Genomic DNA, 25,835 nt, shown 5'->3' with positions numbered 1-25,835 from the left:
AGATCAGCAGGAAGACAAAGATGTTGTCCACCGCCAGGCTCTTCTCGATCAGGTAACCGGTCAGGAACTCCAGCGACTTTTCATTGGCCAGCGCGCTCGACCCGGTGCTGTCCTTCACCGCCCACCAGAACAGCGCGTTGAACACGAAGCTCAGGCCCACCCAGACCAGCGACCAGTTCAGCGCCTGTTTCACGCCCACCTCGTGCGCGCCCTGCTTCTTGAGCAGCACGAAGTCGACAAACAGCGCGCCCAGGACGAACGCGACAAAAACGATCCACAGCCAGAGTGGCGCAATGGTTTCCATGAAAAAGACCTTCTTGGGTTGGTGTTGACGGGCAAACACCCCCAAGGTCTGGCCGGAGCCGGGCATGGCGCCCGACCCGGGGTTTCCGGCGGCCTGTTTCGCGAACGATCAGGCCACGTACTGACGGAAACCCCACCCGCCGGTGCCGGGCTGTGCGTCCGGTGGCGGATTGGTTACTCCCCTTGATGGGAAGCCGCGATTGTGGGGGCGGGTGGCTGGCCCCACACATTGAAAGACCTTCAGGATTTGACTGAAGGTGACGCGTCCACTCGCAGAGAATGCGCGCAAAACGAACACGTCGGCGCACGGGAGAGTTCGGTTGCCCTCAGGTCGCGGACGACCGCTGCAGGGCCCTCAGCGCAGCCATGGCTGGTCCGCTTGCTCCACAGGAACAAAGATGTGGTCGTGGAAAGCGCCGGCGACGACGTTGCAGCTCACGCCCGCCGCTCCCAGTGCCGTGGCGAAGGCCGCCGTCAGACCCACGGCCTGAAGGTCCGAGTGCACCGTCAACGTGATCCAGGCTGCACGAAACAGCACGGGCAAGTGTGCAGCGATGGCTTGCTCTTCCGGAAGGACCAGGGTCAGTCCTTCGGACTCAGAGACCGTCGCCACAGGAGATAACGCCGACATATCTGCACCATGAGGCACGACGCAGTAGGCAAAGACGCCCGCGTGGAGGGAGGGCTCCATGGCGCCAAGCAGGACAGCGAGTTGAGCGATGGGTGGGTCCATGACGCTCAAGCCATGCCCGATCTCAGGCAGCTTCTTTGTAGAAAACCGACCGCCCCACCGCCCTCGGCGCTTGGCTAGCCACCGCCTCATGGATCGCGCCGATGTGCTGCGGCGTCGTGCCGCAGCAGCCGCCCACGATGTTCACCAGGCCCTCGGCGGCGAACTCGCGCAGCAGGCGGCTGGTGACGTCGGGTGTTTCGTCGAAGCCGGTGTCGCTCATGGGGTTGGGCAGGCCGGCGTTGGGGTAGCAGCTGATGAAGGTGTCGCCCGCGACCTTGGCCAGCTCCTGGATGTAGGGGCGCATGAGCGTGGCGCCCAGCGCGCAGTTCAGGCCCACGGCCAGGGGCTGGATGTGGCGCACGCTGGCCCAGAAGGCGGTCACGGTCTGGCCGCTGAGGATGCGGCCCGAGGCGTCGGTCACGGTGCCGCTGATGATGACCGGCAGGCGCTCGCCACTCTTCTCGAAATACTCGTCGATGGCAAACAGCGCGGCCTTGGCGTTGAGCGTGTCGAAGATGGTTTCGACCAGCAGCACGTCGGCCCCGCCCTCGACCAGCGCTTCGGTCTGCTCGTAGTAGGCCGCTCGCAACTGCTCGAAGGTCACGTTGCGGGCGCCGGCGTCGTTGACGTCAGGGCTGATGCTGGCGGTCTTGGGCGTGGGGCCGAGGGCGCCAGCGACGAAGCGCGGCTTGTCGGGCGTGCTGAACTTGTCGCAGGCTTCGCGGGCGATGCGGGCCGAAGCGAGGTTCATCTCGCGCGCCAGGTGGGCCATGTCGTAGTCTTCCTGTGCGATGGTCGTGGCGCCGAAGGTGTTGGTCTCGATCAGGTCGGCGCCGGCCGCGAGGTAGCCCTCGTGGATGTCGCGGATCACGTCGGGCTGCGTCAGGCTCAGCAGCTCGTTGTTGCCCTTGACGTCCTTGTGGAAGTCCTTGAAGCGCTCGCCCCGGTACTGCGCCTCGCCCAGCTTGAAGCGCTGGATCATGGTGCCCATGGCGCCGTCGAGCACAGCAATGCGTTGCGAAAGGATGGCGGGCAGCGCCTGGGCGCGGGTGTAGGCGGGGGAGTTCATCCGCCGATTGTAGGAAACGGGGTCGGTGGCCCGGACCGTGGGGGATTGGCAGGCCCTTGCCTATACTGGCCGCGACTGGCCGCGACCCGGATTCAGGAGGTGTGTGTGAGGGCTTTCCACAAGGTTCTGCCGCTTCGGCTGGCGCGGCTGGCTTGCGCGCTGGGCCTGTGCTGGCCGCTGCTGGGCTGCGAGCGTGGCGCCTCGGAGGGTGGTCATGCGATCGCGCTGCAGATCGAGCGCGCACCAGGGCCTTTCGGGTCGGTGAACGGAGAGGCCCTCTACCGGGCCGAGGCTTGCCCACAGGCCGCCGCCGAGAAGACGCTGCCCATCCCGTTCACCCGGCTCGACGAACACCGCTACACCGCCACCGTGCGCAACGAAGCCCCGCCCGACGCAGGACCGGACAGCGCGTGCCAATGGCGGCTGGTGTCGACGGCGGTGGGTCTCTCGGCCACGGGCGCCCCCGAAGACGAGCGGTACGTGGCGCAGCTCTCGGCCGACGAGGTGGACGCGGGCCAACCGGTTCGGCGGTTCTACTGGCGCGGCACCTACCCGCGCATGCCGGGCGCGCTGATCACGCGCAACCTCGGCGAGACAGACCCGGAGGTGTTTCGGCCGGAATTCCGCAAGGTGCTGTTCTCCATCACGCTGACGGCGACGGCCCTGCCCTGAACCTCGCCGCCTGGCGGTCCATGCCGGCGGTGCGCGGCCCGGTCCTCTGGCGCCGCGGCCGGTTGATGGCGGCGCCCACGCCCCATCCCCGACAATAGACGCCCATGAAACACCTGACCCCCACGCAAGCCTGGTCCTGGCTGCAGGCCGAGACCGCGCGCCGCACCGCCGAGGGCCAGGACGCGCCGCTGTTCGTGGACGTGCGCATGGAGATCGAATCGCTCTACGTGGGGCGCCCGCCGGGCGTGGAGAACATCCCCTGGTACGAGTACCCGGACCTGACACCCGATGCCCAGCGGTTTGCGGCGGCGGTCGAGGCCGAAGCGGGCGACAAGCAGCGCCCGGTGCTGCTGATCTGCCGCAGCGGCAAACGCACGCTGGACGCGGGCGCCGCCCTGGAGGCGGTGGGCTTCACCGAGGTGCTGCACGTGGTGCATGGCTTCGAGGGTGACCTCAACGACGCGTTCAAGCGATCCTCGAAAAACGGCTGGCGCTTCGACGGCCTGCCCTGGGAGCAGATGTGAGCGGGCTGATCGACATTTCCTCCGAAGGCGAAACCCTGGAGACCTGCGCCGGCGTGCTGCAGGAGGTGTTCGGCTACGACGCCTTCCGCGGTCCGCAGGCCGACATCGTGCGCCACGTGAGCGAGGGCGGCGACGCCCTGGTGCTGATGCCCACGGGCGGCGGCAAGTCGCTGTGTTTCCAGATCCCCGCCATCGTGCGCGAGCGCGGCGGCCATGGGCTCACGGTGGTGGTGTCGCCGCTGATCGCGCTGATGCACGACCAGGTGGGCGCGCTGCTCGAAGCGGGCGTGGCCGCGGCCTTCCTGAACTCCAGCCTCAGCAGCGAAGAGGCGCAGGCGATCGAGAAGCAGATGCTGCGCGGCGAGATCACCCTGCTCTACGCCGCGCCCGAGCGCCTGACCACGCCGCGTTTCCTGGCGCTGCTGGACTCGCTGCACGAGCGCGGCAAGCTGTCGATGTTCGCCATCGACGAGGCGCACTGCGTGAGCCAGTGGGGTCACGACTTCCGGCCCGAGTACCGCGCGCTGGTGGTGTTGCACGAGCGTTTTGCCAGCGTGCCGCGCGTGGCGCTCACCGCCACCGCCGACGACCTGACGCGCGAAGACATCGTGACGCACCTGCAGCTGCAGGACGCGCGCCGCTTCGTCAGCAGCTTCGACCGGCCCAACATCCGCTACACCATCGTCGAGAAGAAAGACGGCACCCAACAGCTGCTGCGCTTCATCCGCGACGAGCACTCGGGCGCCGACGGCCACGATGCTGGGGTCGTGTACTGCCAGTCGCGCAAGCGGGTGGAAGAGGTGGCGGGCATGCTGCGCGAGGCCGGCTTCAACGCCCTGCCCTACCACGCGGGCCTGGACGCCGCCGTTCGGCAAAAACACCAGGACCGCTTCCTGCGCGAAGAAGGCGTGATCATGGTCGCGACCATCGCCTTCGGCATGGGCATCGACAAGCCCGACGTGCGCTTCGTGGCGCATCTGGACATGCCCAAGAACATCGAGGGCTACTACCAGGAGACTGGCCGTGCCGGCCGCGACGGCGAGGCCGCCAACGCCTGGATGGTCTACGGCCTGCAGGACGTGGTGAACCAGCGCCGCATGATCGACGAGAGCCCTGCGGCCGACGAGTTCAAGCAGGTGCTGCGCGGCAAGCTCGACGCGCTGCTGACGCTGGCCGAGGCCAGCGACTGCCGGCGCGTTCGGCTGCTCTCGTATTTCGGTGAGCCCAGCAAGCCCTGCGGCAACTGCGACAACTGCATCAGCCCGCCCGCGCTGGACGACGCCACCGAGTCCGCGCGCAAGCTGCTCTCCTGCATCTACCGCGTGCAGCAGTCCAGCGGCATGGCGTTTGGCGCCGGCCACATCATGGACATCCTGCGCGGCAAGGTGACCGAGAAGGTCACGCAATACGGTCACGACAAGCTCAGCACCTTCGGCATCGGCGCCGACCTGGGCGAGACGCAGTGGCGCGCGCTGATGCGCCAGCTGATCGCGCGCGAGGCGATCACCGTGGACTCGGCGCACTTCAACACCCTGCACCTGGCCGACGCGGCGCGCGCCATCCTGAAGGGTGAGACCCCGGTCTGGCTGCGGCACGCGAGCGAGAAAAAAACCAGCTCGCGCAGCAGCGCCCGCAGCAAAAGCACGGCGGCCACGGCGCCCGACGGCAAGCCGTTGTCGCTCGCGGAACGCGAGTGCCTGGACGCGCTCAAGGCCTGGCGCGCCGAGGTGGCGCGCGAACACAACCTGCCCGCCTTCGTGATCTTTCACGACGCGACGCTGCGCGCGATCGCCGCTCAAAAACCGCGCTCGATGGCCGACCTGGACGGCGTGGCCGGCATTGGGCAGAAAAAGCGCGAAGCCTACGGCGCCGAGGTGCTTCGGGTGGTGAGTGCTTTTGATTGATCGGTGGGCGGTCCGCACCGCCACGGTGTCAACCATCGTTTGACCCCCTTGACGCCCGGCGACCGCCCATCGGAGCGGGTGGGTGTCTTTCGCTGCCAAGGCTCAAGGCGCGGCGGGACCGGTCGATGAAGAGGGGGATACCGGAGCATCCCTGCCCGGCCCACGATCACCTCCCGGGAGTTCCCCCATGTTTTTCAAGCTGCCCTGGTTTGGTCAGAAAAAACCGATCTACCACGACACCGAGGTGCTTGAGCTGGACTTTCTGGTGGACGAGTTTGAAGACGCGATGGCCGACATCAAGGACCCTCTGCGCACGCGGCTGCACGCCGCGCTGATCGGCTGCCAGAGCCCCAAGGACCTGTGGTTCCTGCGCGGCAAGCTGTTCAACCTGATTTCCAAACACCATTGCGAAGGTGTCGCGCACAACCGCGTGGCCCGCCTGGACCAGAAGCTGCGCTTCTTTGTCGAACACCATCCGGACCATGCGCCAGACGAACTGCCTTCGGGGCCGATGGCACTTCTTCATTGACCCCCCCGCGCCGCGCCTGGGGGCGCGTCACCCCCCAGGGGGCAACGCTGGCGGCCCGGCGAAGCCGGTTCCGCGGCGTTCTGGGTTAGGGGTACTTTCGCCGGAGAGGGACCTTTGTCCCCGGTGCTCTTCAACTGCATGTCCCGTTTTTCGTTTTTTTTGTTGTGAACGTCCTCCTCTGGCCCGTCCTTGTGACGGGCTTTTTTTTGGGCGTTCGCTTGCACGGCATGGGCCTTTCTAGAATCGCCCCATGACCGCTGCCCGCCCCTTGCTCATCGTCCAGACCGGATCGACCCACGACCACATCCGCGAGCGCCTCGGCGACTTTCACGACTGGATCGCGGCGGGGCTGCGCGACGGCGGGGCCGAGGTGGTGGTGTTTGATGCCCAGGGCGACGCCCCGCCGCCCCCGCCCGAGGCGGTGGCGGGCATCGTGCTCACGGGTTCGCACGCCATGGTGTCGGAGCGCGAACCCTGGAGCGAGGCGCTGGTGCCCTGGCTTCAGCAGGCGGTGCAGGCCGAGACACCGGTGCTGGGCATCTGCTACGGCCACCAGCTGCTGGCCCACGCGCTGGGCGGCGAGGTGGCCCACCACCCCGGTGGCGTGGAGATCGGCACCGTTTCCGTTCAGCGCCACGCCGCTGCGGCGCAGGACCCGCTGCTGGGCGATCTGCCCGATGCGTTCGACGCGCAGGCCACGCACTGGCAATCGGTGCGGCGCCTGCCGCCGGGCGCGGTGCTGCTGGCGGGCAATGCCTTCGAACCGCACCATGCTTTCCGCGTCGGCCGCAACGCCTGGGGCGTGCAGTTCCACCCCGAATTTTCAGACGAGGCGCTGCGGAGCTACCTGGAGGGTCTGGGTCCGGTGCTGGAGCGCGAAGGACGGGATGCGGCACAGATCGCCGCGGCACTCAGGCCCACGCCAGAGGCGGCGTCGGTGTTGCCCCGGTTTGCGCGGCTGGCGCTGGCGAGCTGACCACCAGCTGCCCGTTTCGCTCCGGGCATGGGTTCGGAGCGAGGCGACCAACCCAGGGCGCCGCGGGTCCGGGTTTCCCGGCCCGCAGGCGCCGCCCCCTTGAGGGGGCTGAGGGCTGCGGCTCCAAGTCTGCCTGCGCAGACTTGGACAGCCCGAAGTGACACCGGCTCTGACGGTGGCGCGGCCTGCAAGGCACGCCGCAAGCGGCGCGGGGGGAGCTCTCTAATTCACAAAACCCATGCCACGCGCTTCCCTGACTTCAGGTTTGATGCGGTGCTCGGCTTCGAGCTGGGACACGAAGTCTTCGGGCGTCAAGGCCTCGGCCAGGATCTCGACCTGCCGCTTCACCGCCGCGAAGTCGCCCGGGCACAGCTGTTCCAGCTTGGCCAGCCGCGCCGCCACCTCGGGGCTCAGGGCCGCCTCGTCACCCCCCAGCGCCTCCACGATGAACATGCGGCGGCGCTGATCGGTCAAGAGCGGTTTGAACTGGATCTTGAAGGTGAAGCGCCGCAGCGCCGCCTGGTCCAGGCTGTCGAGCAGGTTGGTGGTGCAGACGAAGATGCCGTTGTAACGCTCCATGCCCTGCAGCATCTCGTTGACCTCGGTCACCTCGTAGGTGCGCTGGGCACCGCGCCGGTCCTGCAGAAAGCTGTCGGCCTCGTCCAGCAGCAGCACGGCCTTCTCGGCCTCGGCCTCGCGGAACATGGCGGCCATCTGCTGCTCGGTCTCGCCCACGAACTTGCTCACCAGGTCGCTCGCGCGGCGGATCATCAGCGGGCGCTCCAGCTGGCGGGCCAGGTACTCGGCCAGCGCGGTCTTGCCGGTGCCGGGCGCGCCGTAGAAACACAGCGTGCCGTGCCCGCGCGCCTTGAGCGCGTTGACGACGCGCGGCAGCTCGTAGCGCGAACTGACGTTGAGCATGTCCAGGCTGTATTGCGTGACCTCGGGGCGCATGCCGGCGTCGGGCGTGCGGCCCAGCGCCAGATCGGCGTTGCGCAGCTGGCGCTCGATCAGGTCGTCCAGCGACGGACCGGCCGCCACGGCCGACACCTTGCGCCGCCCCTTGGCCTTGGCCGGCGGGCTGGCCAGGTGAGCGAAGCGCACGGCGGTGCGGATCTGCGCGGGCGTGAGCCCCTTGCGCGCCGTCAGCCGCGCGACCAGCGCCTCGGACACCGGCACGCCTTCGAGCGTCTTGCGCACCAGCTGCTCGCGCGCGCCGGGCGGCGGGCTCTTGAGTTCGAGGTGGTAGGCGAAACGGCGGCGGAAGGCCGGATCGATCTGCTCGATGCGGTTGGTGACCCAGATCGTGGGCACGGCGTTGGATTCGAGGATCTGGTTGACCCAGGCCTTGCCGCTCACGCTGCCGCTGTGCGGCGCGGTGACCTGATCGGCGCGCGCCATGTACTGGGCCGCCTCGCTGGAGATGGGCGGGAACACGTCTTCGACCTCGTCGAACAGCAGCGCCGAGTGCGCCGTGCCCTTGAGAAACACCTGCGCGATCTGAAGCGAGCGGTAACGGTCGCGGCCCGAGAGCGCGTTGCCGTCACGGTCGGCATACTCGACCTCGAACAGCTCCAGGCTCGCGGCCTGCGCGACCACGCGCGCCAGCTCGGTCTTGCCGGTGCCGGGCGGGCCGTAGAGCAGGATGTTGACGCCGGGCTCCTTGCGCGCCACGGCTTCGCGCAGCAGTGAGCACAGCAGGTTCACGTCGTCGGCGACGTAGTCGAAGTCTTTGCCGCTGAGCGCCGAGCGCGCGGCCGGGCGGGTGAACACCGCCATCAACTCGCTCTCGTTGCGGTACTCGCGCATCAGCACCGGTGGCAGCTTTTCGCTGACCTTCATCAGGTCGGCCAGGTCGGTGATGTTGTGCTCGGAGATCAGGTTCTCGACCATGCCGATGCGCTCCAGCCGCGAGCCGGCGCGCAGCGCCTCGCCCACCTCGCTGGCCTTCACGCCGGCCACGTCGGCAATCGCCGCGTAGGCCTCGGGCGCGTTGTTGACCTTGAACTCCACCAGGATGGAGCGCAGGTCGCGCTGATAACGCGCGAGCGTGCCGTAGAGCAGCAGCGCGCGCTCGGCGCGGTTGAGCTGCAGCAGGCCGGCCAGGGCGTCGATGTTTTTCTCGACCAGGGTGGACTGCTTCTTCAGCGCATGGCTGAGCCAGTCGCCGGTGACGGCCAGCACCGACAGCAGGTCTTTGGGCGACTCCTTGGCGTACTCGTCCAGGTAGAAGAACAGCGTGCCTTCTTCATAGGGGCCGCGCCACACGCCGTAACGCTCCATGAAGGCGGCGGTGGAGAGCGTGTCGTGGCCGGTCCAGAGTTCGTTGTCTTTGCAGCGACGCTCCAGGAAGCCGCGCAGCCGGGTCAGCACGGTGAGGGGCCAGACCAGGTGGCGGCCGGCGAGGGCCAGCAGGGTGTTGAGGTCGCGGCGCACGTTGAAGCGCTGCCCCTGACGGGCGGCGAGCGTGAGCACGAAGTGGGAGCACATCAGGTCCAGCACCGGCGCGTGGCGCAGGCTGGAGGGGACGAACACGCGCGCATCGAGCGCCGGGCTGTGCCGGGGCTCGGGGCCCGGGCGTGGCTCGGGCACGGTGTGTGTTGCAGGCGCTTTGCGCTGCAACAGGCGTTTGCTCATTCGGACACCTCCAGTCATCACAACGGGGACCACCACAGGGGGGATGCGCGACCGCCAGGCGGCTTTGAAGCGGACCATAACCCAGCTTGATGAATCATGGAAGAGCGTCATGGAGCGTGATCCAGCGATTTGTGGGGCTTTTCCCGACCATCTGTGACGGGGTACCGGTTGCACAATCGGGCGATGCTGAAAAGAGACGACATTGAAGCCGCCGCCCTGCGCCTGAACGGCCAGGTGCTCGACACGCCGTGTGTGGAATCCCGCACGCTTTCGCAGCTCACCGGCTGCCAGGTGTTCCTCAAATTCGAGAACCTGCAATACACCGCCTCGTTCAAGGAGCGCGGTGCCTGCAACAAGCTGGTGCAGCTGACGCCCGAGGAGCGCTCGCGCGGCGTGGTGGCCATGAGCGCGGGCAACCACGCGCAGGGCGTGGCGTACCACGCGCAGCGCCTGGGCCTGCGTGCGGTGATCGTCATGCCGCGCTTCACGCCGGGCGTGAAGGTGGAGCGCACCCGCGGCTTCGGCGCCGAGGTGGTGCTGCACGGCGACTCGCTGGAGGAGTCGCGCGCCCACGCCCGCGAGCTCTCAGCGCGCGAGGGCCTGGTGTTCGTGCACCCCTACGACGACGAGGCCATCGTCGCCGGCCAGGGCACGGTGGCGCTGGAGATGCTGCGCGCGCAACCCGACATCGACACCCTGGTGATCGCGGTGGGCGGCGGCGGGCTGATCAGCGGCATGGCGACCGCCGCCAAGGCGATCCGGCCCGACATCCAGATCGTCGGCGTGCAGACCGAACGTTTCCCCGCGATGTACAACGCCATCAAGGGCACGCACCTGCCCCAGGGCAACAGCACCATCGCCGAAGGCATCGCCGTGGGCACACCCGGCACCATCACCGAAGCCATCATCAGGGACAAGGTGGACGACATGCTGCTGGTGGACGAGGGCGACATCGAACAGGCCATCGTGATGCTGCTGGAGATCGAGAAGACGCTGGTCGAGGGCGCGGGCGCCGCCGGTCTGGCCGCCGTGCTCAAGCACCCGGAACGCTTCGCCGGCCGCCGGGTCGGCCTGGTGCTCTGCGGTGGCAACATCGACCCCATGCTGCTGGCCTCGATCATCGAGCGCGGCATGGTGCGCGCCGGTCGGCTCGCGCGCATCGTGGTCAGCGCACGCGACGTGCCGGGCAACCTGGCGCGCATCACCGCCATCGTGGCCGAGGCCGGCGCCAACGTGGATGAAGTGCACCACCAGCGCGCCTTCACCCTGCTCGCGGCGCAGAACGTGTCGATCGAGCTGGTGCTGCAGACACGCGGACGCGAACACATCGCCGAAGTGATCCGGCAGCTGCAGGCACAGGGGTTCGAGGCGGCGCTGGTCTGAGAGCGGGTGCGCCGGCGGGCGTCAGGCGCGCTGCAGCGCGGGCGGGGACCTCTCGGGCAGTGCCTGTTCGGGCTGCTGCTGGTTCATAGCCTGGTCTGTCTGGGCCAACCCGTCGCGCGAGACTGCTTCGGGCGTGTTCGCCGCCACGCGAGCGTCGACGCGGCCGTCCTTCAGGGTGTACCCGTCGTATTGGCCGTAGCGGATCTGGCCGTCTTTCACGTTGAACTGGTTGATGCCGGTGAGCCCATCGGCGCGTGCCTGCTGCGCCACCGCAGCCACCGTGTTGTCCATGCCGGGATTCCAGGGCAGACCGTGCCGCTCGGCCAGCTGGCGGACGTGGTGCCCGCTGTCGCGCAGGAGGTTCCAGGCTTGGGGAACAAGGCCGCTGGCGGCATGTCCCCTGGACTTGTCTTCCATGCCGGCACGCACGTCGCTCCCCTCACCGTTGTTCCAGCCTTGTTCGACCACTCGGGAATGATCATCGGGCCACAGACCGTAGGTGGTTGTCTTGCCATCTCGGGCGACCGGCAGCCATCCGTGTCCATCGGTCAGGCCGGGATCCGTCGGCTTGCCTGTAGACGGATCGATCATCCCTGGCCGAACATTGCTGTGGATGCCCAGAATGGTGTCTGACATGGTGAGGTCTCAGCGAGACAGCCGAAGCTCTTCGACCACGGGGCCATCGCCGTCCACCAGCACCGTTTCCCCCTTGTAGGGAACCACCACCTCGTACCAGAACTCTGCACCCGGCGGCCCTTTGACCGCAGATGGCACCGTGACCTGGCATTGGCGCGTCACAAGGCATTTTGGCAAGCTCACACGCAGGGTTTTGCCGTCGCTTTGGATGTTTGCACCCGGGTATTTGATCGCGCTGGACACAAGGGGCTGGTAAGAAATCAAGACATGATTCGCGTCATGCCGCGTCATCTTGATGTTCCAAGCGTCCACCAAAGAGACTTTGTCGACTTCTTTTTCCACCGAGGCCCCCACACAAGCTGAATTGAACATCACCAGAAGCGACAACACGCCGGCCTTGAAGGCCGTCGGCAGCCATTGCTTCGCGGTTCGTGCACCCATGACCATCACTGCTCCCTTGCTGAATTTTTGAACCATGCACAAGGCCACGAGACCTGCCCGCATTCCACGAGCATCTTATGCACCCCCCCCGGTGCCCTCCCCACCTCCAGCGTCGAGCCTGTAACGGAATGTGGAAGCCCTCCGGCGGTTGACGCTGTGCCATTCCCGCTTGCATCATGAGCCCCTGACGATGGTCGACCAACGGAGGCGTTTCATGAACACCAACACCTTGTGGGATTCGCTGCAAAGCACCCTCGGCACGCACATTCCCCAGCTGCTGGGGGCGCTGGCGATCTTCATTCTGGGCTGGCTGATCGCCGTGATCGTGCGCGCGGCGGTGCGCAAAAGCCTGGGCTTCATTGGCGTCAACCACCGTTTCGGCAAGCTCACGGGCACCGGCGTGGACATTGAGGGCGCGGTCGGCCTCGGGCTGTTCTGGGTGGTGCTGCTGCTCACGCTGGTCGCGGTCTTCAACTCGCTGAACCTGGCCATCGTCTCCGGCCCGTTCTCGGCCTTCGCCACCCAGCTGTTCGCCTACGCGCCGCGCGTGTTCGGCGGTCTGGTGCTGGCGCTGGTGGGCTGGCTGGTGGCGAGCGTGGTGCGGGCGCTGTCGCAGAAGCTGCTGGACAAGACGACGCTGGACGAGAAGCTCTCCGAACACGCCGACATGTCGCCGATCAGCGAAAGCCTCTCGGGCGCGCTGTTCTGGCTGGTGATCCTGCTCTTCGTGCCGGCCATCCTCGGCGCGCTGCAGATGGAGGGCCTGCTCGACCCGCTCAAGGCGATGGTGACCAAGACACTGGACATGCTGCCCAACGCCATGGGCGCCTTTGTGATCGGTGCGGTCGGCTGGATCGTGGCGACGGTGCTGCGCAACATCACCACCCACCTGAGCCGCACCGCCGGCATCGACCGCCTGGGCGGCCGGGCCGGGCTGAACGAGACGGTGAAGCCGTCGGCGGTGCTGGGCATGCTGGTGTTCGTGGCGGTGTTCCTGCCCTCGCTGATCGCCGCCCTCGACGCGCTGAAGATCGAGGCCATCTCCAAACCCGCCACCGACATGCTGGGCATGATGCTGGCGTCCGTGCCGCACATCATCGCGGCGGGCCTGATCCTGGTGGTGACCTGGCTGGTGGCGTCGTTCGCCAGCCAGTTGCTCGCCAGCCTGCTGGCCACGCTGGGTTTTGACACCCTGCCCGAGCGCGTGGGCCTGGCCCACGCCTTCAAGACCACCAGCGCCTCGGCCACGGTCGGGCGCGTGGCGCTGTTCTTCGCGATGCTGTTCGCCTCGGTCGAGGCCGCCGCCCAGCTGGGCTTCAAGCAGGTCAGCGACATCGTGTCCACCTTCATCCGCTTCGGCGGTGACATCCTGCTCGGCTCGGCCATCCTGGTGATCGGCTTCTGGCTGGCCAACGTGGCTTACGACGCCATCGACCGCGCCAGCGGGCCGGCATCGCGCGGCCTGGCGCGCATCGGCCGCTTCGCCATCCTGGCGCTGGTGATCGCCATGGGCCTGCGCGCCATGGGCATCGCCGACGACATCGTCAACCTCGCCTTCGGCCTCACGCTGGGCGCCGTGGCGGTGGCCGTGGCCCTGTCGTTCGGCCTCGGTGGCCGCGAGGCGGCGGGCAAACTCATGGAACACTGGCTGTCCCGCTTCCGCCGCCACGACGAACCATGACGCTGCCCATGACCTCTGCCCCCCACGCCCCCGATACCGCACCCGCCGTCACCACCGACACCCTGCAATCCGCGCTCAGCGACTGGTTCGCGCCCTGGGTGCAGACCCTGGGCCTGCGGGTCGAATCCTTCCAGACCGACGAGGTGGTGCTGCGCCTGCCGCAGAACCCGGCGCTCAGCCGCATCGGCGGCATGGTCTGCGGCCAGGCGCTGATGGCCGCGGCCGACACCGCCATGGTGCTGGCCATCGTCACCCGCCTGGGCAACCAGCGGCCCATGACCACGGTGCAGCTCAACAGCAGCTTTCTCAAGCCGCTGGCCAACCAGGACGCACTGGTCACAGCGCGGGTCTTGCGCGCGGGCAAGAGTCTGGTGTTCGGCGAGATCGACATCGTGGCGGCGGGCGACGGCAAAAGCGTGTGCCGCGCCAGCACCACCTACGCCCTGCTCTGAGCCGCCGACGCCCCTGGCGCTGGGCGCCGGGACGGCCCACGCTTAGAATTGCGGCTGATTTTTGTCAAAACATCCGGAGAGTTCCATGTCCCACCCCGCTCACGACAGCCACACCGACCAGCCGCATGACGTGGTGGAGTCCATCGTTCCGCTCATGCCCGTCGTGCTGCCCGTGGCCGGCGCCGTGCTGATCTTCCTGCTGGCCTTCATCGCCGTGTTCATGGCCTGATTCCCCGGTTCAGGCCTCCCGCGAAAGCCGCCTTGGGGCGGCTTTTTTGCGTGCGCGATTCAGACGCTGACCACCGTGCCCTGGTGGTACAGCGCCAGCCAAGCATCGCCCTCGCGTCGCCATACCGTCAGCCGCCGCGTCACCCGGCTGGGCTGGCGCAGGCGGTAGGTCAGCAGGTACACACCCGGGCCCGCTTCCTGCAGGTGGTAGTCGTCGGTGAGCCAGGTGGCCGGGTCGGGACGGCCGTGGCGGTCGGCCAGCACCTGGCGAGCAAAGGCCCGGCTGTAAGGACGGCCGGTCGCACCCACCTCCCAGAAAGCAGGATCGACCAGCCGGTCGAAGTCCTGGGCAGTGGCGTCGGGGTACGCGGCGTGGTACAGGTTTTCCAGCGGGCGCAGCTCGTCGAGCAGGGGCGCCAGGTGCGGCGCCAAGGTCAGTTGGGGTTCCATGCCCCGACTCTAGCGCCCGCTCGCGGGGACCGGCAGCAGGAAAATCGGCATCAGGTTATGCAAGTCTTGCATGTAACTTGCCGGTAACTGACCCGGGTTTTTTTTAAAATCAGCGGGTTAGGCCGACACGCGGACCAAAACCCGGGTTCACCCGCCCTCTTTTTGGCCTTTGCGCTGCTCTCGACTCACGCCAGCAGCCCCGAGCGCCGACCGCCCTTATTCGCCCAAGGGATCTTTTTCAGCCGCCCGCCCGTTTCACCGTGGCCAGCGGCTGTTGGTGTCGCTTGGGCCTGCCGCTTTACAACTTCTGGAGCCTTTTTCCATGAACTCTCCCGTGATGCAGGGCCTGAACCTCAACACCCCTTCCTTTGTGAAACACGCCCGCCTGATCGCGTGGGTGGCCGACATGGTCGCGCTGTGCAAGCCCGCCGATATCGTCTGGTGCGACGGCAGCCAGGAAGAATACGACCGCCTGTGCCAGCAGCTGGTCGACGCCGGCACCTTCAAGAAGCTGAACCCGGCCAAGCGCCCGGGCTCGTTCCTGGCCTGTTCCGACCCGTCGGACGTGGCGCGCGTGGAAGACCGCACCTTCATCTGCTCCGCCAAGAAGGAAGACGCCGGCCCGACCAACAACTGGATGGAGCCGGCCCAGATGCGCCAGACGCTGCAGCCGCTGTTCGACGGCTGCATGAAGGGCCGCACGATGTATGTGGTGCCGTTCTCGATGGGCCCGCTGGGTTCGCACATCGCCCACATCGGCATCGAACTGACCGACAGCGCCTACGTGGCCGTGAACCAGAAGCTCATGACCCGCATGGGCAAGGCCGTGTACGACGTGCTGGGCGACAGCGGCGACTTCGTGCCCTGCATGCACACCGTGGGCGCGCCCCTGGCCGAAGGTCAGAAGGACACCACGAGCTGGCCCTGCAACCCGACCACCAAGTACATCGTTCACTTCCCCGAAACGCGCGAGATCTGGTCCTACGGCTCCGGCTACGGCGGCAACGCGCTGCTGGGCAAGAAGTGCTTCGCGCTGCGCATCGCCTCCAACATGGGCCGCGACCAGGGCTGGCTGGCCGAGCACATGCTGATCCTGGGCGTGACCAACCCCCAGGGCAAGAAGTACCACGTGGCCGCCGCTTTCCCCAGCGCCTGCGGCAAGACCAACTTCTCCATGCTGGTGCCACCCGAGGCCGGTTTCGCGGGCTGGAAGGTCACCACCATCGGTGACGACATCGCCTGGATCAAGCCGCACGCCGACGGCAAGCTCTACGCCATCAACCCCGAAGCGGGTTACTTCGGCGTGGCCCCCGGCACCAACATGCACACCAACCCCAACTGCATGCGCTCGCTGGACAAAAACGTGATCTTCACCAACGTGGCGCTGACCGACGACGGCGACGTGTGGTGGGAAGGCATGGAGAAAGACGGTGGCGGTGTGCCCGCGCACCTGATCGACTGGCAGGGCAAGGACTGGACGCCCGAGATCGCCAAGGCCACCGGCGCCAAGGCCGCGCACCCGAACTCGCGCTTCACCGTCGCCGCCACCAACAACCCCGCGCTCGACCCCCAGTGGGACGACGCCAACGGCGTGGCGATCGATGCCTTCATGTTCGGCGGCCGCCGCTCGACCACCGTGCCGCTCGTGACCGAAGCCCGCAGCTGGACCGAGGGCGTGTACATGGCCGCCACCATGGGCAGCGAAACCACCGCCGCCGCCTTCGGCGCCCAGGGCGTGGTGCGCCGCGACCCGTTCGCCATGCTGCCCTTCTGCGGCTACAACATGAGCGACTACTTCCAGCACTGGCTGGACATGGAGCACAAGCTCGAAGCCAGCGGCCGCACGCTGCCCAAGATCTACTGCGTGAACTGGTTCCGCAAGGGCGCCGACGGCAAGTTCGTCTGGCCCGGCTACGGCGACAACATGCGCGTGCTCAAGTGGATGATCGACCGCATCGAAGGCTCCGCACAAGGCGAAACCACGATGTTCGGCACCGCCCCGGCCTACGCCGAGATCAACTGGACCGGCCTGGATTTCAACGCCGAGCAGTTCCAGACCGTGACCAGCATCGACAAGGCCGCCTGGGCCGAAGAGTTCAAGCTGCACGACGCCCACTTCGAGCAGCTGGCCTACCACCTGCCCCAGGCGCTGGTCGAGACCAAGGCCGCGCTGGAACAGCGCCTCGCTGCGGCGTAACCATCCAGGGGGCGGGCACGATCTGCCGGCCCGCTGTCAGCCCCCGGGTGACCGATCCCGGGCACAAAAAAAGCCACCGGACCCGGTGGCTTTTTTCATGGTGAACGCGGCTGAATGGTCAGGCGTGGTTCAGGTGAATCTGTTGTTCACGGCCTTCGTTCAGGCGCTCGGGGTAGCGGCCCCAGGGCTGACGGTCATGCTGCTCGTCGTCGAGGTCGCGCTGGCGGGCCTGCATCAGGTCGGCCATCAGGCGCGGGTCACGGTGGGCGGCGTGCCAGAGCTGCTGTTCGGCGCGCGCTTCGGCCATCGCCTGCGCCCAGCCCCGCAGCGCCGGCAGTGCGCGGCGCGCCAGGTGGCGGGCGGGTGCGGCGAACAGGGCCGTGCTGGCCAGGATCACCAGCCACAGCGCGAGCCAGCCCAGAAACAGGTGGTCGTCGGTCCAGGTGCTGATCACCTGGTCGGCCAGCACCACCAGCGCAGAAACCACCGCGGCCAGCAGCAGGGTGGCCAGGCCGCGGGCGTCGTCGAAGCGGCCATGCGGGCGGGGGGTGTCGGGCGCTGCGCCAGTGCGGGTGCTGTTCAGGCCGAGCGCAGCGGGCGAAGGTGAAAAAACGGTGCTCATGGTGTGCTCCTTACAGGTAGGGCAGGTAGCCGGCGTGGCGGCGCATTTCGATCTGGGCCCAGCGGCGCAACAGGGCGGGCGAGCGGATGCCCGAGTCCAGGCCCATGGGGGCGAGGGCGTCGGAGAAGTCGTCCTTCGCCGCGGCAGGCGTGGCCACTGCGTCGGCGGCATCGGCTTCGCGGGCCCGGGCCTGCAGCAGCTCGGCCTTCAGGCGCGGGTCGGTGCGGGCCAGGTCCCAGAGGCGGGCCTCGGCGCGGGCTTCGGCCATCGACTTCGACCAGCTGTCGAGGGAACGCAAGGTGGCCTGGGCCAGCTGGCGTGCGGTGCCGGCAAACAGGACGGAACCAGCGAAGACCACGACCCACAGCGCGACCCAGCCGAGGAAGAGGTGGCCGTCGGCCCAGGTGCTGATCATCTGGTCGGCCAGCACCACGAGGGCGGCCACGGCGGCGGCCAGCAACATGGCGGCCAGGCTGCGGGAGCCGTCAAAACGGCGGCCCGCGCGGTAGGTGCCGTGCTCGGTGGAGGCCGTGGGGCTGATGCCCACCGAGGCGGGAGAGGGTGAAAAGACGGTGCTCATGTCGAACTCCTTGCAAAAAATGTCTTTTGGACAGGTGAATATTAGGGTTAACCCCCATGTCACGCCAATTTATTTTTGTGATGAATTACATTCACAGTCATGATGAATGAGCCCAACTTCCGCACGCTGGACCTGAACCTGCTGCGGGTGTTCGACGAGGTGATGACCGAGCGCAACCTCACCCGGGCGGCCCACAACCTGGCCATGACCCAGCCGGCCGTGAGCAACGCGCTCAAGCGCCTGCGCGAGAGCCTGGGCGACGAGCTGGTGAAACGCGCCGGCTATGGCGTCGAGGCCACGCCGGTGGCGCTGGCGCTGTGGCCCACGGTGCGCGACGCCCTGGCACAGCTGCGCGAATCGATCTCGCCCGGCCGCTTCGATCCGGCCACGGCGGGCAACGCGTTCGTGCTGGCCATGGCCGACGCCACCGCCGCCAAGCTGGTGCCCGGGCTGGTGGACGTGCTGGAAAGAGAGGCCCCGGGCGTGAACCTGCGCATCGTGCCCCTGACCACGCGCGACCCGCGCGACCTGCTGGATTCGGGCTCGGCCGATCTCGCCATCGGCCATTTCCCCGGCGTGATCGCCGAACTCAACGCCATCCACCTGCAGGAACACAACCCGCGCTTCCTGCACCAGCGGTTGTACGACGGCGAGTACGTGGTGGTGATGCGGCGCGACCACCCGCTCGCGGGCAAGCCGCTCACGCTCGACGCCTACTGCGCCGCGCGCCACCTGCTGGTGAGCTTTTCGGGCCGGCCCTTCGGTTTTGTCGACGAGGCGCTCGCCGCCGTCTCGCGCCAGCGCCGGATCGTCATCACCGTGAACCAGTTCTTCACCGCCGGCCGGGTGGTGGCCACCACCGACCTGCTGACCGTGCTGCCACGCCACTTCGTCGAGGTCACCGGCATCGAGCCCGAACTGGCGCTGCTCGACTTGCCATTGCCCGTGCCCGCGGTGCACGTGGACACGCTGTGGCACCGGCAGTCCGCCCACAGCAGCGCGCACCAGTGGCTGCGCGCGGCGGTCGAGCGGGCCGCACAACGCAGCTTCGCCAGCGGCGTGGACGCGCCGACGACAATGCCGGCATGAACCTCCAGCTGCTCAGCGACCTGCACCTTGAATCGGACACGCTGTTTCGCGCGGTGCCGGCGCCGGGCGCGGACCTGCTGGTGCTGGCCGGCGACGTGGGCTCGTACCAGAAGCGGCGCGACGGCAGCGTCATGCCCGAACCCGACTGGGGCCTGCAGCGCTTTTCGCCACTGCCTCAGTACGCGGGCTGGCCGGTGCCGGTGCTCTACGTGCCAGGCAACCACGAGTACGACGCGCTCGACCTCGACGAGGCCCACCAGGAACTGCGCCGCACCTGCGACCGCCTGGGCATCCAGTGGCTGGAGCGCGAAACGGCCGTGATCGACGGCGTGCGTTTCGTCGGCACCACGCTCTGGAGCGACTACGACGCCCTTGCAGGGGTGGGTGCAGCCAAAGGAAATGGTCCCGCCGCGAAAGCGAGCGAGGCCTCCGCGCCCACCGAAACCGAGCGCCTGCGCCAGCGCGAGCGGGCGTTTCGCGCCGCCAACTTCTACCTCGTCAAGATGGCCGGGCAACGCGCGGGCGCCCTGTTCGACGCGGCCGCCATGCGCGAGCTGGGGCTGGCGTGCCAGGCCTGGCTGCGCGAGGCGCTGGCCCGGCCGTTCGACGGCCGCACGGTGGTGGTGACGCACTTCGCCCCCACCTTGCACAGCGCCGACCCGCGCTACGGCCTGAGCCCCGGCACGGCGGGCTTCTGCAACGCGCTCGACGAGCTGCTGCCCCTGGCCGACCTCTGGCTGCACGGCCACCTGCACTGCCCGACCGATGTGCAGATCGGGCGCTGCCGCATCGTGGCCAACCCGCTGGGCTACGCCAGCAAGGGCGAGCAGCTCAGCTTCAAGCCCCAGCAACTCATCACGGTCTGACGAAGTCAAGGTCAGCCTGCATGCGTGGAATGCCTTACGGTGGAGGCGTGAAACGCCGCTTAAACTGCGAAACCCCTCTCCAGGAGAACACCATGAAGATTTTGCTCGCCGTCGACGGCAGTTCGTACACCAAGAAGATGCTGGCCTACCTGGCCACCCATGAAGAGGTGTTCAGCGCCAAGAACGAATTCACCCTGTTCACCGTGCAGCTCCCGCTGCCCCCCCGCGCCCGCGCGGCCGTGGGCGCCGAGGTGGCCAACGGCTACTACGCCGAAGAGGCCGCCAAGGTCACCGACCCGGTGGTCAAGTACCTGGCGCGCAAGGGCATCACGGCCAAGGTCGTGCACAAGACCGGCTCGCCCGGCGAAGCCATCGCCAAGCAGGCCAGCGCCGGCGACTTCGACCTGGTGATGATGGGTTCGCACGGCCACAGCGCCCTGGGCAATCTGGTCATGGGCTCGGTGGCCACGCAGGTGCTGGCACATTGCACGGTGCCGGTGATGTTGGTCCGTTGACCCCCCCGCGCCGCCTGCGGCGTCACCCCCCAGGGGGCCGCGCGTGGCGGCCCGGCAAAGCCGGTTCCGCTGCGCCCCTGGGCTGGCGGATTCGCGATTCCACCATCCGTGCGCTCCGGTCAGCGCTTTGATGGACCCCATACCGGGCGTGTTGCACGACCCGGTATTTTTTCGTCTCAGCTCCTCGCGCCGTGTTCCGCCATTCCAACCGGCCACCCGGCGCAGGTGTGCCCGCCCAGGATGCGGTGGAACCGGCTTCGCCGGGCCACTCGCATCGCCCCCTGGGGGGTGACGCCGCAGGCGGCGCGGGGGGTTACCTTTTTCCCAGGCCGTCGAAGCAGGTGCTCAGCACCATCTCGATGATCTGGGCGTCGGTGTACAGGCCCGAGCCCTTGAGGAAGCCGAGCACCGGGTCGCAGGCCCTGGCGTACAGCGTGTAGAGCACGGCAATCGGGGGCAGCGCGGGGTTGACGCTGCCGTCGGCCTGGGCCGCGGTGATCCAGGCGCCGAGGCGGTCGCTCACGTCCATCAGCCCGTCCACATAGGCCTTGTTGGTCGTCAGGGCCATGCGCAGGCTGGAGTTTTCGCTCGGCAGCGACGGCATTTCGCCCGCCAGCTGCACCTCCATGGTCCAGCCCGCCACGCGGCGCAACAGTGCCAGCGGCGGCTGCGCCGTGTCCAGCGAATCCAGAAAAGCCCGCGCCCGGTTCATCACCCGGACCATGGCGGCGGCGGCCAGGTCTTCCTTGCTGGGAAAGTGCTTGTACAGGCTGGCCTTGGCGATGCCGACCTCGGCGGCGACCTCGTCGACCGTCATGGCCTCAAAACCTTTTTCGGCCAGCAGGCGGTTCACCGCCGAGACGATGGCGTCTTCGCGGGCCAGGTGCATCTGCTCGCGGAAGCTGCGTTTGGGAGGGGCGGGGGTTGAAACGGTGGAAGCGGCGCTGGCCATGAACGTACCTTGGGGATTTGAGCGCATTTTGCCCCAGATCGACGAATCCGTCGATAACCACACCATGCGGTATGAATACAAACCAATCGGTATTTGAAGTTACTGATCGGTATATATTTCATCCAACAGCGATCTGAACCGATCCACGCACGCCCCGGAACCCGGTCCGGTGGTGCCCGATGGTCAGGCCCTGTTCAACCTCTCCCACCCACCTTCCAAGGACCTTCCATGAAAAAGACCCTGATCGCTTCCGTCATCGCGCTGGCCACCCTGGGCAGCGCCCACGCCAAGGACATCGTCGACACCGCCGTGGCGGCCGGCTCGTTCAAGACCCTGGCCACCGCCCTGCAAGCGGCCGGCCTGGTGGACACGCTCAAGGGCAAGGGCCCGTTCACCGTGTTTGCGCCGACCGACGAAGCCTTCGCCAAGGTGCCCAAGGCCGATCTCGACGCGTTGCTGAAAGACAAGGCCAAGCTGACCGCCGTGCTGACCTACCACGTGGTGCCGGGCAAGGTGATGGCGGCCGACGTGAAGGCCGGCAAGGTGAAGACCGTGCAGGGCAGCGAACTCACCGTGAGCACCATGGGTGGTGTGAAGGTGGACGCCGCCAACGTGGTGAAGACCGACATCGCCGCCGACAACGGCGTGATTCACGTCATCGACAGCGTGATCATGCCGAAGTGAGGGCCTTCGGCGCCCGCTTCGAGCCCCGCCTCGGCGGGGCTTTTGGCTGCCCGGGCGGCAACAGGTTGCGCGCCGCCGCATCGCGCAAGGCCATGCTGAGGGCGTCCAGCAGGTCCGAGCTCAGGTTCCAGCAATGCCAGTACAGCGCCACGTCGAGACGGTGCCGGGGCGCCAGGTTGACCAGCTCGCCGCTGCGCAGCAGGTCGCGCACCCGCAGCTCGGGCAACACGCTCACGCCCCAGCCCGCCAGCACCGCCCGCACCTGGCCTTCGCTGGACGGCACGAACAGCTGCTTGAGCCCCACCCGCGGCAGGTCGAACGACTGCGTGACAAAGCTGTGCTGCAGGTTGTCCTTGCGGTTGAACGCCACGAAGGGCAGCTTGTGGAAGTTGTGGGCGTTCAGGCCCTTGGGACAGTGCGCCGCCGCGAACCCGGCCTGCGCCACGGCGACATAGTCCATGCTGCCGAGCGCCTCCATCTTGCAGCCGCGCAGCGCCTGGCCCAGCGAGGTCACGCAGCCCAGCACCTGGCCTTCGCGCAGCCACTCGTGGGTGAACTCCTGGTCGTCGGTGATGATTTCGATCGGCAGGCCCTGCTGGGCCAGGCTGTCGAGCGCGGGCAGCGCCCAGGTGGCGATGCTGTCGGCGTTGATCGCGACCGAGATGCGCTCTTCGTCGCGCCCGCCGCCGGCCGAGCTGGGCGCCAGCTCCTTCAGGTCCTTCTCCAGATCGGCACGCAGCAGCCGCATCATCTTGGCGTGCTTGAGCATCAGCTGCCCCGCCGGCGTGGGCTTGAGCGGGCGGCTGCGCACGATCAGCACGGTGCCGACCTGCGCCTCCAGCGCGCGCAGCCGCTGCGACACCGCCGACTGGGTGATCGAGAGGCGCTGCGCCGCGCGTTCAAAGCCGCCCTCTTCGATGATGGCGGCAAGACACTCGAGGGCGTCGGGATCAAAGGTGCTCATGCGGTCTCCGGTGCATCGCCTCGCGGGCGCCATAAGGCCAGCTGATGCAAAGGCCCGGAGTTTAATGAGTCCTCAGGTTGGCGCGGTGTGTGAAAACACCGATGCGGGGGCCGCCCGCGACAGGCGGCAGGCCCGAGGGTTCAACCCGTTTTCTTCATCTTCACCGGCAAGGCCTGACCGCCCGCCTCTTCGGGCACCACCCGCTCGCTCATCCAGCGCAGCAGGTCCAGCCACATCTGGCGCATCTCGGCGTCCAGCGGCGTGCGGATGGCGCTGGGCAGCTCGATGGTGACCACCGGCATGCCCTTGTGCACGCCGCCGAAGTTGCCCAGGCTGCCCGGGAAGATGCCGACCTGGTCCAGGTAGAGGCGGCCCAGGCGCGCGGGCGGCACGGTGGGGCCGTCGAAGTCCAGCACGCCGTAGGGCGCGTGGATGCTCACGATCAGGTGCGGCTGGAAGCGCTCCATCTCGTCAAAGAAGAACTTCGACTCCGGCTCGGACAGGGTCTTCGGCCCGGGCCAGCGGCGCGGGTCTTTCTTGGTCCGCTGCTCCCAGTAGATCTTGGCGTCGCGGGTCCAGTTGGGCGTGGGGAAGTTGCGGTTGAGGTCCACGCCGTTGGCGTTCACGCGCTTGGCGGGGCGCGCCATCAGGCCGTCGGGGTTGAGGGCCGGGATGAAGCGCCAGTGCACGTTGGACGGCGTTTCCATCGCGCGCTGGATCCAGTGCAGCGCGACCGAGGCGGACGACAGCTCGTCGCCGTGCATGGCGCCGACCACGAGCACGCGGATCTTGGCGTCGGGCGCCACCACGTCGCGCTGGTACAGCGTGCGGCCCTGCACCGAGCGGCCGACGGTGGGCTTGAGCTGCGCCGAGGCGCACAGCGGCGCCTGCATGTTGGGCAGGCGGGCCACGAACTCGACGCAGGGGTCGGGGTTCCTGTCGGGCGCCTTGCTGCCCTGCGCCTGTGCAAGGGTCCCACACGACACCAGCGCCAACGCCAGCAGGGGTTGGACAACAGCGCCCAGGAGGCCCTGGCGTGGCGAAGAACGGCGGTCTCGAATCATGGGGACGATTCTATTGACCTGGGGAAGACCACCCCCGCGGCGCTGTCAGTGGCCGGGCCGGGAGACGCGATCTGCTCGCCGGACTCACTCGTCCTTCTCGCCCGGCTCGTACAGCGTCTCGCGGCCCATGCGGTCGAGGATCAGCTCGGCCGTCCAGGGCAGCATCAGCGCCCCGCAGCGGCTGTCGCGGTACAGGCGCTCCAGCGGCAGGTGCTTGAGCATGCTCTGGCCGCCGCAGGTCCGGATGCCCAGCCGCGCGAGGTCGTTGGCGCCTTCCATCACCGCGTGGTGCGCGGCGTACAGGCGCAGCTTCTCGTCCTTGCTCGGGTTGGGTTTGGCCTCGCCGATGGCGCGGGTGAACAGGCTCTTCATGGCTTCGAGCTGCAGGCGCATCTGCGCCACCGTGATCTGCTTGGTCGGGAACTGGCGGCGCTTGACCGGCGGCTCGCCCGGCACCTCGCCGCGCAGGTACATCACCGTGAAGTCGTAGACCGCGTTCGCCACGCCCAGGTAGGTGGGCGAGAGCGTGAAGAACATGGCCGGCCAGGTCTGCGCGCCCTTGAAGTAGATGCCGCGCGGCATGAGCTGTTCATCGTCGCTCACGAACACGTCTTTGAAGGTGAGGTTGCGGCTGACGGTGCCGCGCATGCCCAGCGGGTCCCACTCGCCACTGATGCTGAACCCCTCGGCCGTGGCCGGCACGCTGATGTAGAGCGTGTCGCGCGCGTCGGGGTGCTGGTCGCCCTTGTCTTCGGTGCAGAGCACGCCGTAGTAGTCGGCCGCGCCCGAGAGGCTGGCCCAGATCTTCTTCCCGTTGATCAGCCAGCCGCCCTCGACTTTCTTCGCCGTGGTGCCGAACGGCGCGCGGCCGGCCGCCGCGGCCGTGCCTTCGCTGAAAGGCTGGGCGTAGAGCTTGCCTTCGTTGACGATGCGCGCGAAGTGGATCTGGCGCCGCGCCGCGTGCTCGGCGCGCTGTTCCTCGCTCATGGCGATGCCATCGGCCAGCACGCCGGTCCACATGGTCGAGCAGATGTGCATGTTCCAGGTCAGCGCGGTGGCGCCGCAGAAGCGCCCGATCTCGGCCGCGACCATCATGTAGGTTGGGAAGTCGGCGCCGGCGCCGCCGAACGCGGTGGGCACGCACAGCTTGAGGAAACCCTGCTCGCGCAGGTCCTCGTAGTTGGCGAACGGGAAGCTGGCCTCCTTGTCCCACAACGCGGCGCGCGCGGCGAACTTGTCGCGCCCCAACGCGTGCGCCTTGGCCAGCCACTCGCGCTGCAGCGGGGTGAAGGGCATGTCGCCGACGGCGGGGGTGAAGTCCAGGCCGGTGCTCGGGTTGACGGGGCGGGTGGTCATGCGTTTGTCTCCTCTTCGGGTGTGTGTTCTCTGGGGGTTCAGTGCAGGTCGGGCCGTGTCTTGGCTGGCCGCTCGCGCAGGAAGTCGAGCAGCAGGCGGTCGAACGCGTCCGGCGCTTCGAGGTTCATCAGATGGCCGACCCCGGCCATCTCCACGTAGCGCGCGCTCGGGATCGCCTGCGCCATCTGCTTCATCACCGACGGCGCGGCCACACGGTCGAACTCGCCGCCGACCAGCAGCGTGGGCACGCCGATCTGCGCCAGCGCGGCCTGGCGGTCGAAGGTGACGAGGCAGTCGAGCGCTCGGCGGTAGGTGGCGGCCGGCACGC

The 25,835-nt window shown here is 67.9% G+C and carries 26 protein-coding genes and 2 pseudogenes; 14 read left to right on the top strand and 14 right to left on the bottom strand.

Annotated features, from left to right (window positions below):
* The 3 genes and pseudogenes from IV088_RS09465 to IV088_RS09455 form a co-directional block, all read right to left on the bottom strand.
* A pseudogene (locus IV088_RS09465) lies at positions 1 to 304 on the bottom strand (hypothetical protein); the annotation flags it as partial.
* A gap of 325 nt (positions 305 to 629) precedes the next feature.
* Positions 630 to 1,036 (bottom strand): annotated as a pseudogene (locus IV088_RS09460) (ACT domain-containing protein).
* A 22-nt stretch (positions 1,037 to 1,058) separates the two neighbouring features.
* Positions 1,059 to 2,105, bottom strand: coding sequence for a homocysteine S-methyltransferase family protein (locus tag IV088_RS09455; protein WP_291101026.1), 1,047 nt, complete (start codon positions 2,103 to 2,105; stop codon positions 1,059 to 1,061).
* A gap of 105 nt (positions 2,106 to 2,210) precedes the next feature.
* On the opposite strand from IV088_RS09455, the gene IV088_RS09450 reads away from it, so the two are divergent.
* The 5 genes from IV088_RS09450 to IV088_RS09430 all read left to right on the top strand — a co-directional run bounded on the left by IV088_RS09450 (position 2,211) and on the right by IV088_RS09430 (position 6,710).
* The gene (locus tag IV088_RS09450) at positions 2,211 to 2,777 is read left to right on the top strand and encodes a hypothetical protein (protein WP_291101023.1); all 567 of its coding nucleotides are present in this window, start codon (positions 2,211 to 2,213) and stop codon (positions 2,775 to 2,777) included.
* Between the two features lie 104 nt (positions 2,778 to 2,881).
* Positions 2,882 to 3,301, top strand: a complete 420-nt coding sequence (locus tag IV088_RS09445; RefSeq protein WP_291101020.1) for a rhodanese-like domain-containing protein — start codon at positions 2,882 to 2,884, stop codon at positions 3,299 to 3,301.
* A 5-nt stretch (positions 3,302 to 3,306) separates the two neighbouring features.
* The gene (recQ, locus tag IV088_RS09440; protein WP_291101031.1) at positions 3,307 to 5,205 is read left to right on the top strand and encodes a DNA helicase RecQ; all 1,899 of its coding nucleotides are present in this window, start codon (positions 3,307 to 3,309) and stop codon (positions 5,203 to 5,205) included.
* A gap of 187 nt (positions 5,206 to 5,392) precedes the next feature.
* Positions 5,393 to 5,734, top strand: a complete 342-nt coding sequence (locus IV088_RS09435; protein ID WP_291101018.1) for a hypothetical protein — start codon at positions 5,393 to 5,395, stop codon at positions 5,732 to 5,734.
* A 250-nt stretch (positions 5,735 to 5,984) separates the two neighbouring features.
* Positions 5,985 to 6,710, top strand: coding sequence for a glutamine amidotransferase (locus IV088_RS09430; RefSeq protein WP_291101015.1), 726 nt, complete (start codon positions 5,985 to 5,987; stop codon positions 6,708 to 6,710).
* A 222-nt stretch (positions 6,711 to 6,932) separates the two neighbouring features.
* Here IV088_RS09430 and IV088_RS09425 read toward each other — a convergent pair whose 3' ends face one another.
* Positions 6,933 to 9,347: an ATP-binding protein gene (locus IV088_RS09425; RefSeq protein WP_291101012.1), complete on the bottom strand. Its 2,415-nt coding sequence runs from the start codon at positions 9,345 to 9,347 to the stop codon at positions 6,933 to 6,935.
* Positions 9,348 to 9,530: 183 nt separating this feature from the next.
* On the opposite strand from IV088_RS09425, the gene IV088_RS09420 reads away from it, so the two are divergent.
* Positions 9,531 to 10,730 (top strand): threonine ammonia-lyase, encoded by a 1,200-nt coding sequence (locus IV088_RS09420; protein ID WP_291101009.1) that lies wholly within the window; start codon positions 9,531 to 9,533, stop codon positions 10,728 to 10,730.
* Between the two features lie 21 nt (positions 10,731 to 10,751).
* Here IV088_RS09420 and IV088_RS09415 read toward each other — a convergent pair whose 3' ends face one another.
* Both IV088_RS09415 and IV088_RS09410 read right to left on the bottom strand, forming a co-directional pair.
* Positions 10,752 to 11,366: a hypothetical protein gene (locus IV088_RS09415; protein WP_291101006.1), complete on the bottom strand. Its 615-nt coding sequence runs from the start codon at positions 11,364 to 11,366 to the stop codon at positions 10,752 to 10,754.
* Between the two features lie 9 nt (positions 11,367 to 11,375).
* On the bottom strand, positions 11,376 to 11,843 hold the full coding sequence (locus tag IV088_RS09410; protein ID WP_291101003.1) for a hypothetical protein: 468 nt from the start codon (positions 11,841 to 11,843) through the stop codon (positions 11,376 to 11,378).
* A 178-nt stretch (positions 11,844 to 12,021) separates the two neighbouring features.
* Here IV088_RS09410 and IV088_RS09405 point away from each other — a divergent pair, with 178 nt between their 5' ends.
* The 3 genes from IV088_RS09405 (at position 12,022) to IV088_RS09395 (ending at position 14,169) form a co-directional block, all read left to right on the top strand.
* Positions 12,022 to 13,488 (top strand): mechanosensitive ion channel, encoded by a 1,467-nt coding sequence (locus IV088_RS09405; protein ID WP_291101000.1) that lies wholly within the window; start codon positions 12,022 to 12,024, stop codon positions 13,486 to 13,488.
* Between the two features lie 8 nt (positions 13,489 to 13,496).
* Complete coding sequence (locus IV088_RS09400) at positions 13,497 to 13,940, top strand: PaaI family thioesterase (RefSeq protein WP_291100997.1); 444 nt, start codon at positions 13,497 to 13,499, stop codon at positions 13,938 to 13,940.
* A gap of 85 nt (positions 13,941 to 14,025) precedes the next feature.
* Positions 14,026 to 14,169 (top strand): hypothetical protein, encoded by a 144-nt coding sequence (locus IV088_RS09395; RefSeq protein ID WP_291100994.1) that lies wholly within the window; start codon positions 14,026 to 14,028, stop codon positions 14,167 to 14,169.
* A gap of 59 nt (positions 14,170 to 14,228) precedes the next feature.
* Here IV088_RS09395 and IV088_RS09390 read toward each other — a convergent pair whose 3' ends face one another.
* Complete coding sequence (locus tag IV088_RS09390; protein WP_291100991.1) at positions 14,229 to 14,618, bottom strand: DUF4440 domain-containing protein; 390 nt, start codon at positions 14,616 to 14,618, stop codon at positions 14,229 to 14,231.
* A 322-nt stretch (positions 14,619 to 14,940) separates the two neighbouring features.
* Between IV088_RS09390 and IV088_RS09385 the strand changes: the two genes are divergently transcribed.
* The gene (locus IV088_RS09385) at positions 14,941 to 16,815 is read left to right on the top strand and encodes a phosphoenolpyruvate carboxykinase (GTP) (RefSeq protein ID WP_291100988.1); all 1,875 of its coding nucleotides are present in this window, start codon (positions 14,941 to 14,943) and stop codon (positions 16,813 to 16,815) included.
* Between the two features lie 118 nt (positions 16,816 to 16,933).
* On the opposite strand, the gene IV088_RS09380 is transcribed toward IV088_RS09385, so the two are convergent.
* Positions 16,934 to 17,437: a hypothetical protein gene (locus IV088_RS09380; RefSeq protein ID WP_291100985.1), complete on the bottom strand. Its 504-nt coding sequence runs from the start codon at positions 17,435 to 17,437 to the stop codon at positions 16,934 to 16,936.
* Positions 17,438 to 17,447: 10 nt separating this feature from the next.
* Positions 17,448 to 18,017 carry a hypothetical protein gene (locus tag IV088_RS09375; protein ID WP_291100982.1) on the bottom strand — a complete coding sequence of 190 codons (570 nt, stop codon included), beginning with the start codon at positions 18,015 to 18,017 and terminating at the stop codon, positions 17,448 to 17,450.
* Positions 18,018 to 18,119: 102 nt separating this feature from the next.
* Between IV088_RS09375 and IV088_RS09370 the strand changes: the two genes are divergently transcribed.
* The 3 genes from IV088_RS09370 (at position 18,120) to IV088_RS09360 (ending at position 20,487) form a co-directional block, all read left to right on the top strand.
* The gene (locus IV088_RS09370) at positions 18,120 to 19,106 is read left to right on the top strand and encodes a LysR family transcriptional regulator (protein ID WP_291101028.1); all 987 of its coding nucleotides are present in this window, start codon (positions 18,120 to 18,122) and stop codon (positions 19,104 to 19,106) included.
* Entirely contained in the window at positions 19,103 to 19,972 is an 870-nt protein-coding gene (locus tag IV088_RS09365) for a metallophosphoesterase (RefSeq protein ID WP_291100979.1), read from the top strand. Before IV088_RS09370 ends, IV088_RS09365 begins: the two co-directional genes overlap by 4 nt.
* 92 nt (positions 19,973 to 20,064) lie before the next feature.
* Entirely contained in the window at positions 20,065 to 20,487 is a 423-nt protein-coding gene (locus tag IV088_RS09360; RefSeq protein WP_291100976.1) for a universal stress protein, read from the top strand.
* Between the two features lie 313 nt (positions 20,488 to 20,800).
* On the opposite strand, the gene IV088_RS09355 is transcribed toward IV088_RS09360, so the two are convergent.
* Positions 20,801 to 21,439 carry a TetR/AcrR family transcriptional regulator gene (locus IV088_RS09355; protein ID WP_291100973.1) on the bottom strand — a complete coding sequence of 213 codons (639 nt, stop codon included), beginning with the start codon at positions 21,437 to 21,439 and terminating at the stop codon, positions 20,801 to 20,803.
* 228 nt (positions 21,440 to 21,667) lie between these two features.
* Between IV088_RS09355 and IV088_RS09350 the strand changes: the two genes are divergently transcribed.
* The gene (locus IV088_RS09350) at positions 21,668 to 22,123 is read left to right on the top strand and encodes a fasciclin domain-containing protein (protein ID WP_291100970.1); all 456 of its coding nucleotides are present in this window, start codon (positions 21,668 to 21,670) and stop codon (positions 22,121 to 22,123) included.
* Here the strand turns inward: IV088_RS09350 and IV088_RS09345 are convergent.
* The 4 genes from IV088_RS09345 to IV088_RS09330 all read right to left on the bottom strand — a co-directional run.
* Positions 22,110 to 23,087 carry a LysR family transcriptional regulator ArgP gene (locus tag IV088_RS09345; RefSeq protein WP_291100967.1) on the bottom strand — a complete coding sequence of 326 codons (978 nt, stop codon included), beginning with the start codon at positions 23,085 to 23,087 and terminating at the stop codon, positions 22,110 to 22,112. The genes IV088_RS09350 and IV088_RS09345 overlap by 14 nt on opposite strands.
* A 140-nt stretch (positions 23,088 to 23,227) precedes the next feature.
* Complete coding sequence (locus IV088_RS09340) at positions 23,228 to 24,151, bottom strand: M14 family zinc carboxypeptidase (RefSeq protein ID WP_291100964.1); 924 nt, start codon at positions 24,149 to 24,151, stop codon at positions 23,228 to 23,230.
* An 84-nt stretch (positions 24,152 to 24,235) separates the two neighbouring features.
* On the bottom strand, positions 24,236 to 25,507 hold the full coding sequence (locus IV088_RS09335; RefSeq protein ID WP_291100961.1) for an acyl-CoA dehydrogenase family protein: 1,272 nt from the start codon (positions 25,505 to 25,507) through the stop codon (positions 24,236 to 24,238).
* A gap of 38 nt (positions 25,508 to 25,545) precedes the next feature.
* Positions 25,546 to 25,835, bottom strand: a 290-nt coding sequence (locus IV088_RS09330; RefSeq protein ID WP_291100958.1) for an alpha/beta hydrolase, incomplete at its 5' end; no start/stop codon positions are given.

This window comes from Hydrogenophaga sp. (assembly GCF_018780075.1).
Classification (GTDB): domain Bacteria; phylum Pseudomonadota; class Gammaproteobacteria; order Burkholderiales; family Burkholderiaceae_C; genus Hydrogenophaga.
The sequence above is the reverse complement of the archived record's forward strand: the minus strand, read 5'-3'. Positions and strand labels throughout refer to the sequence as shown.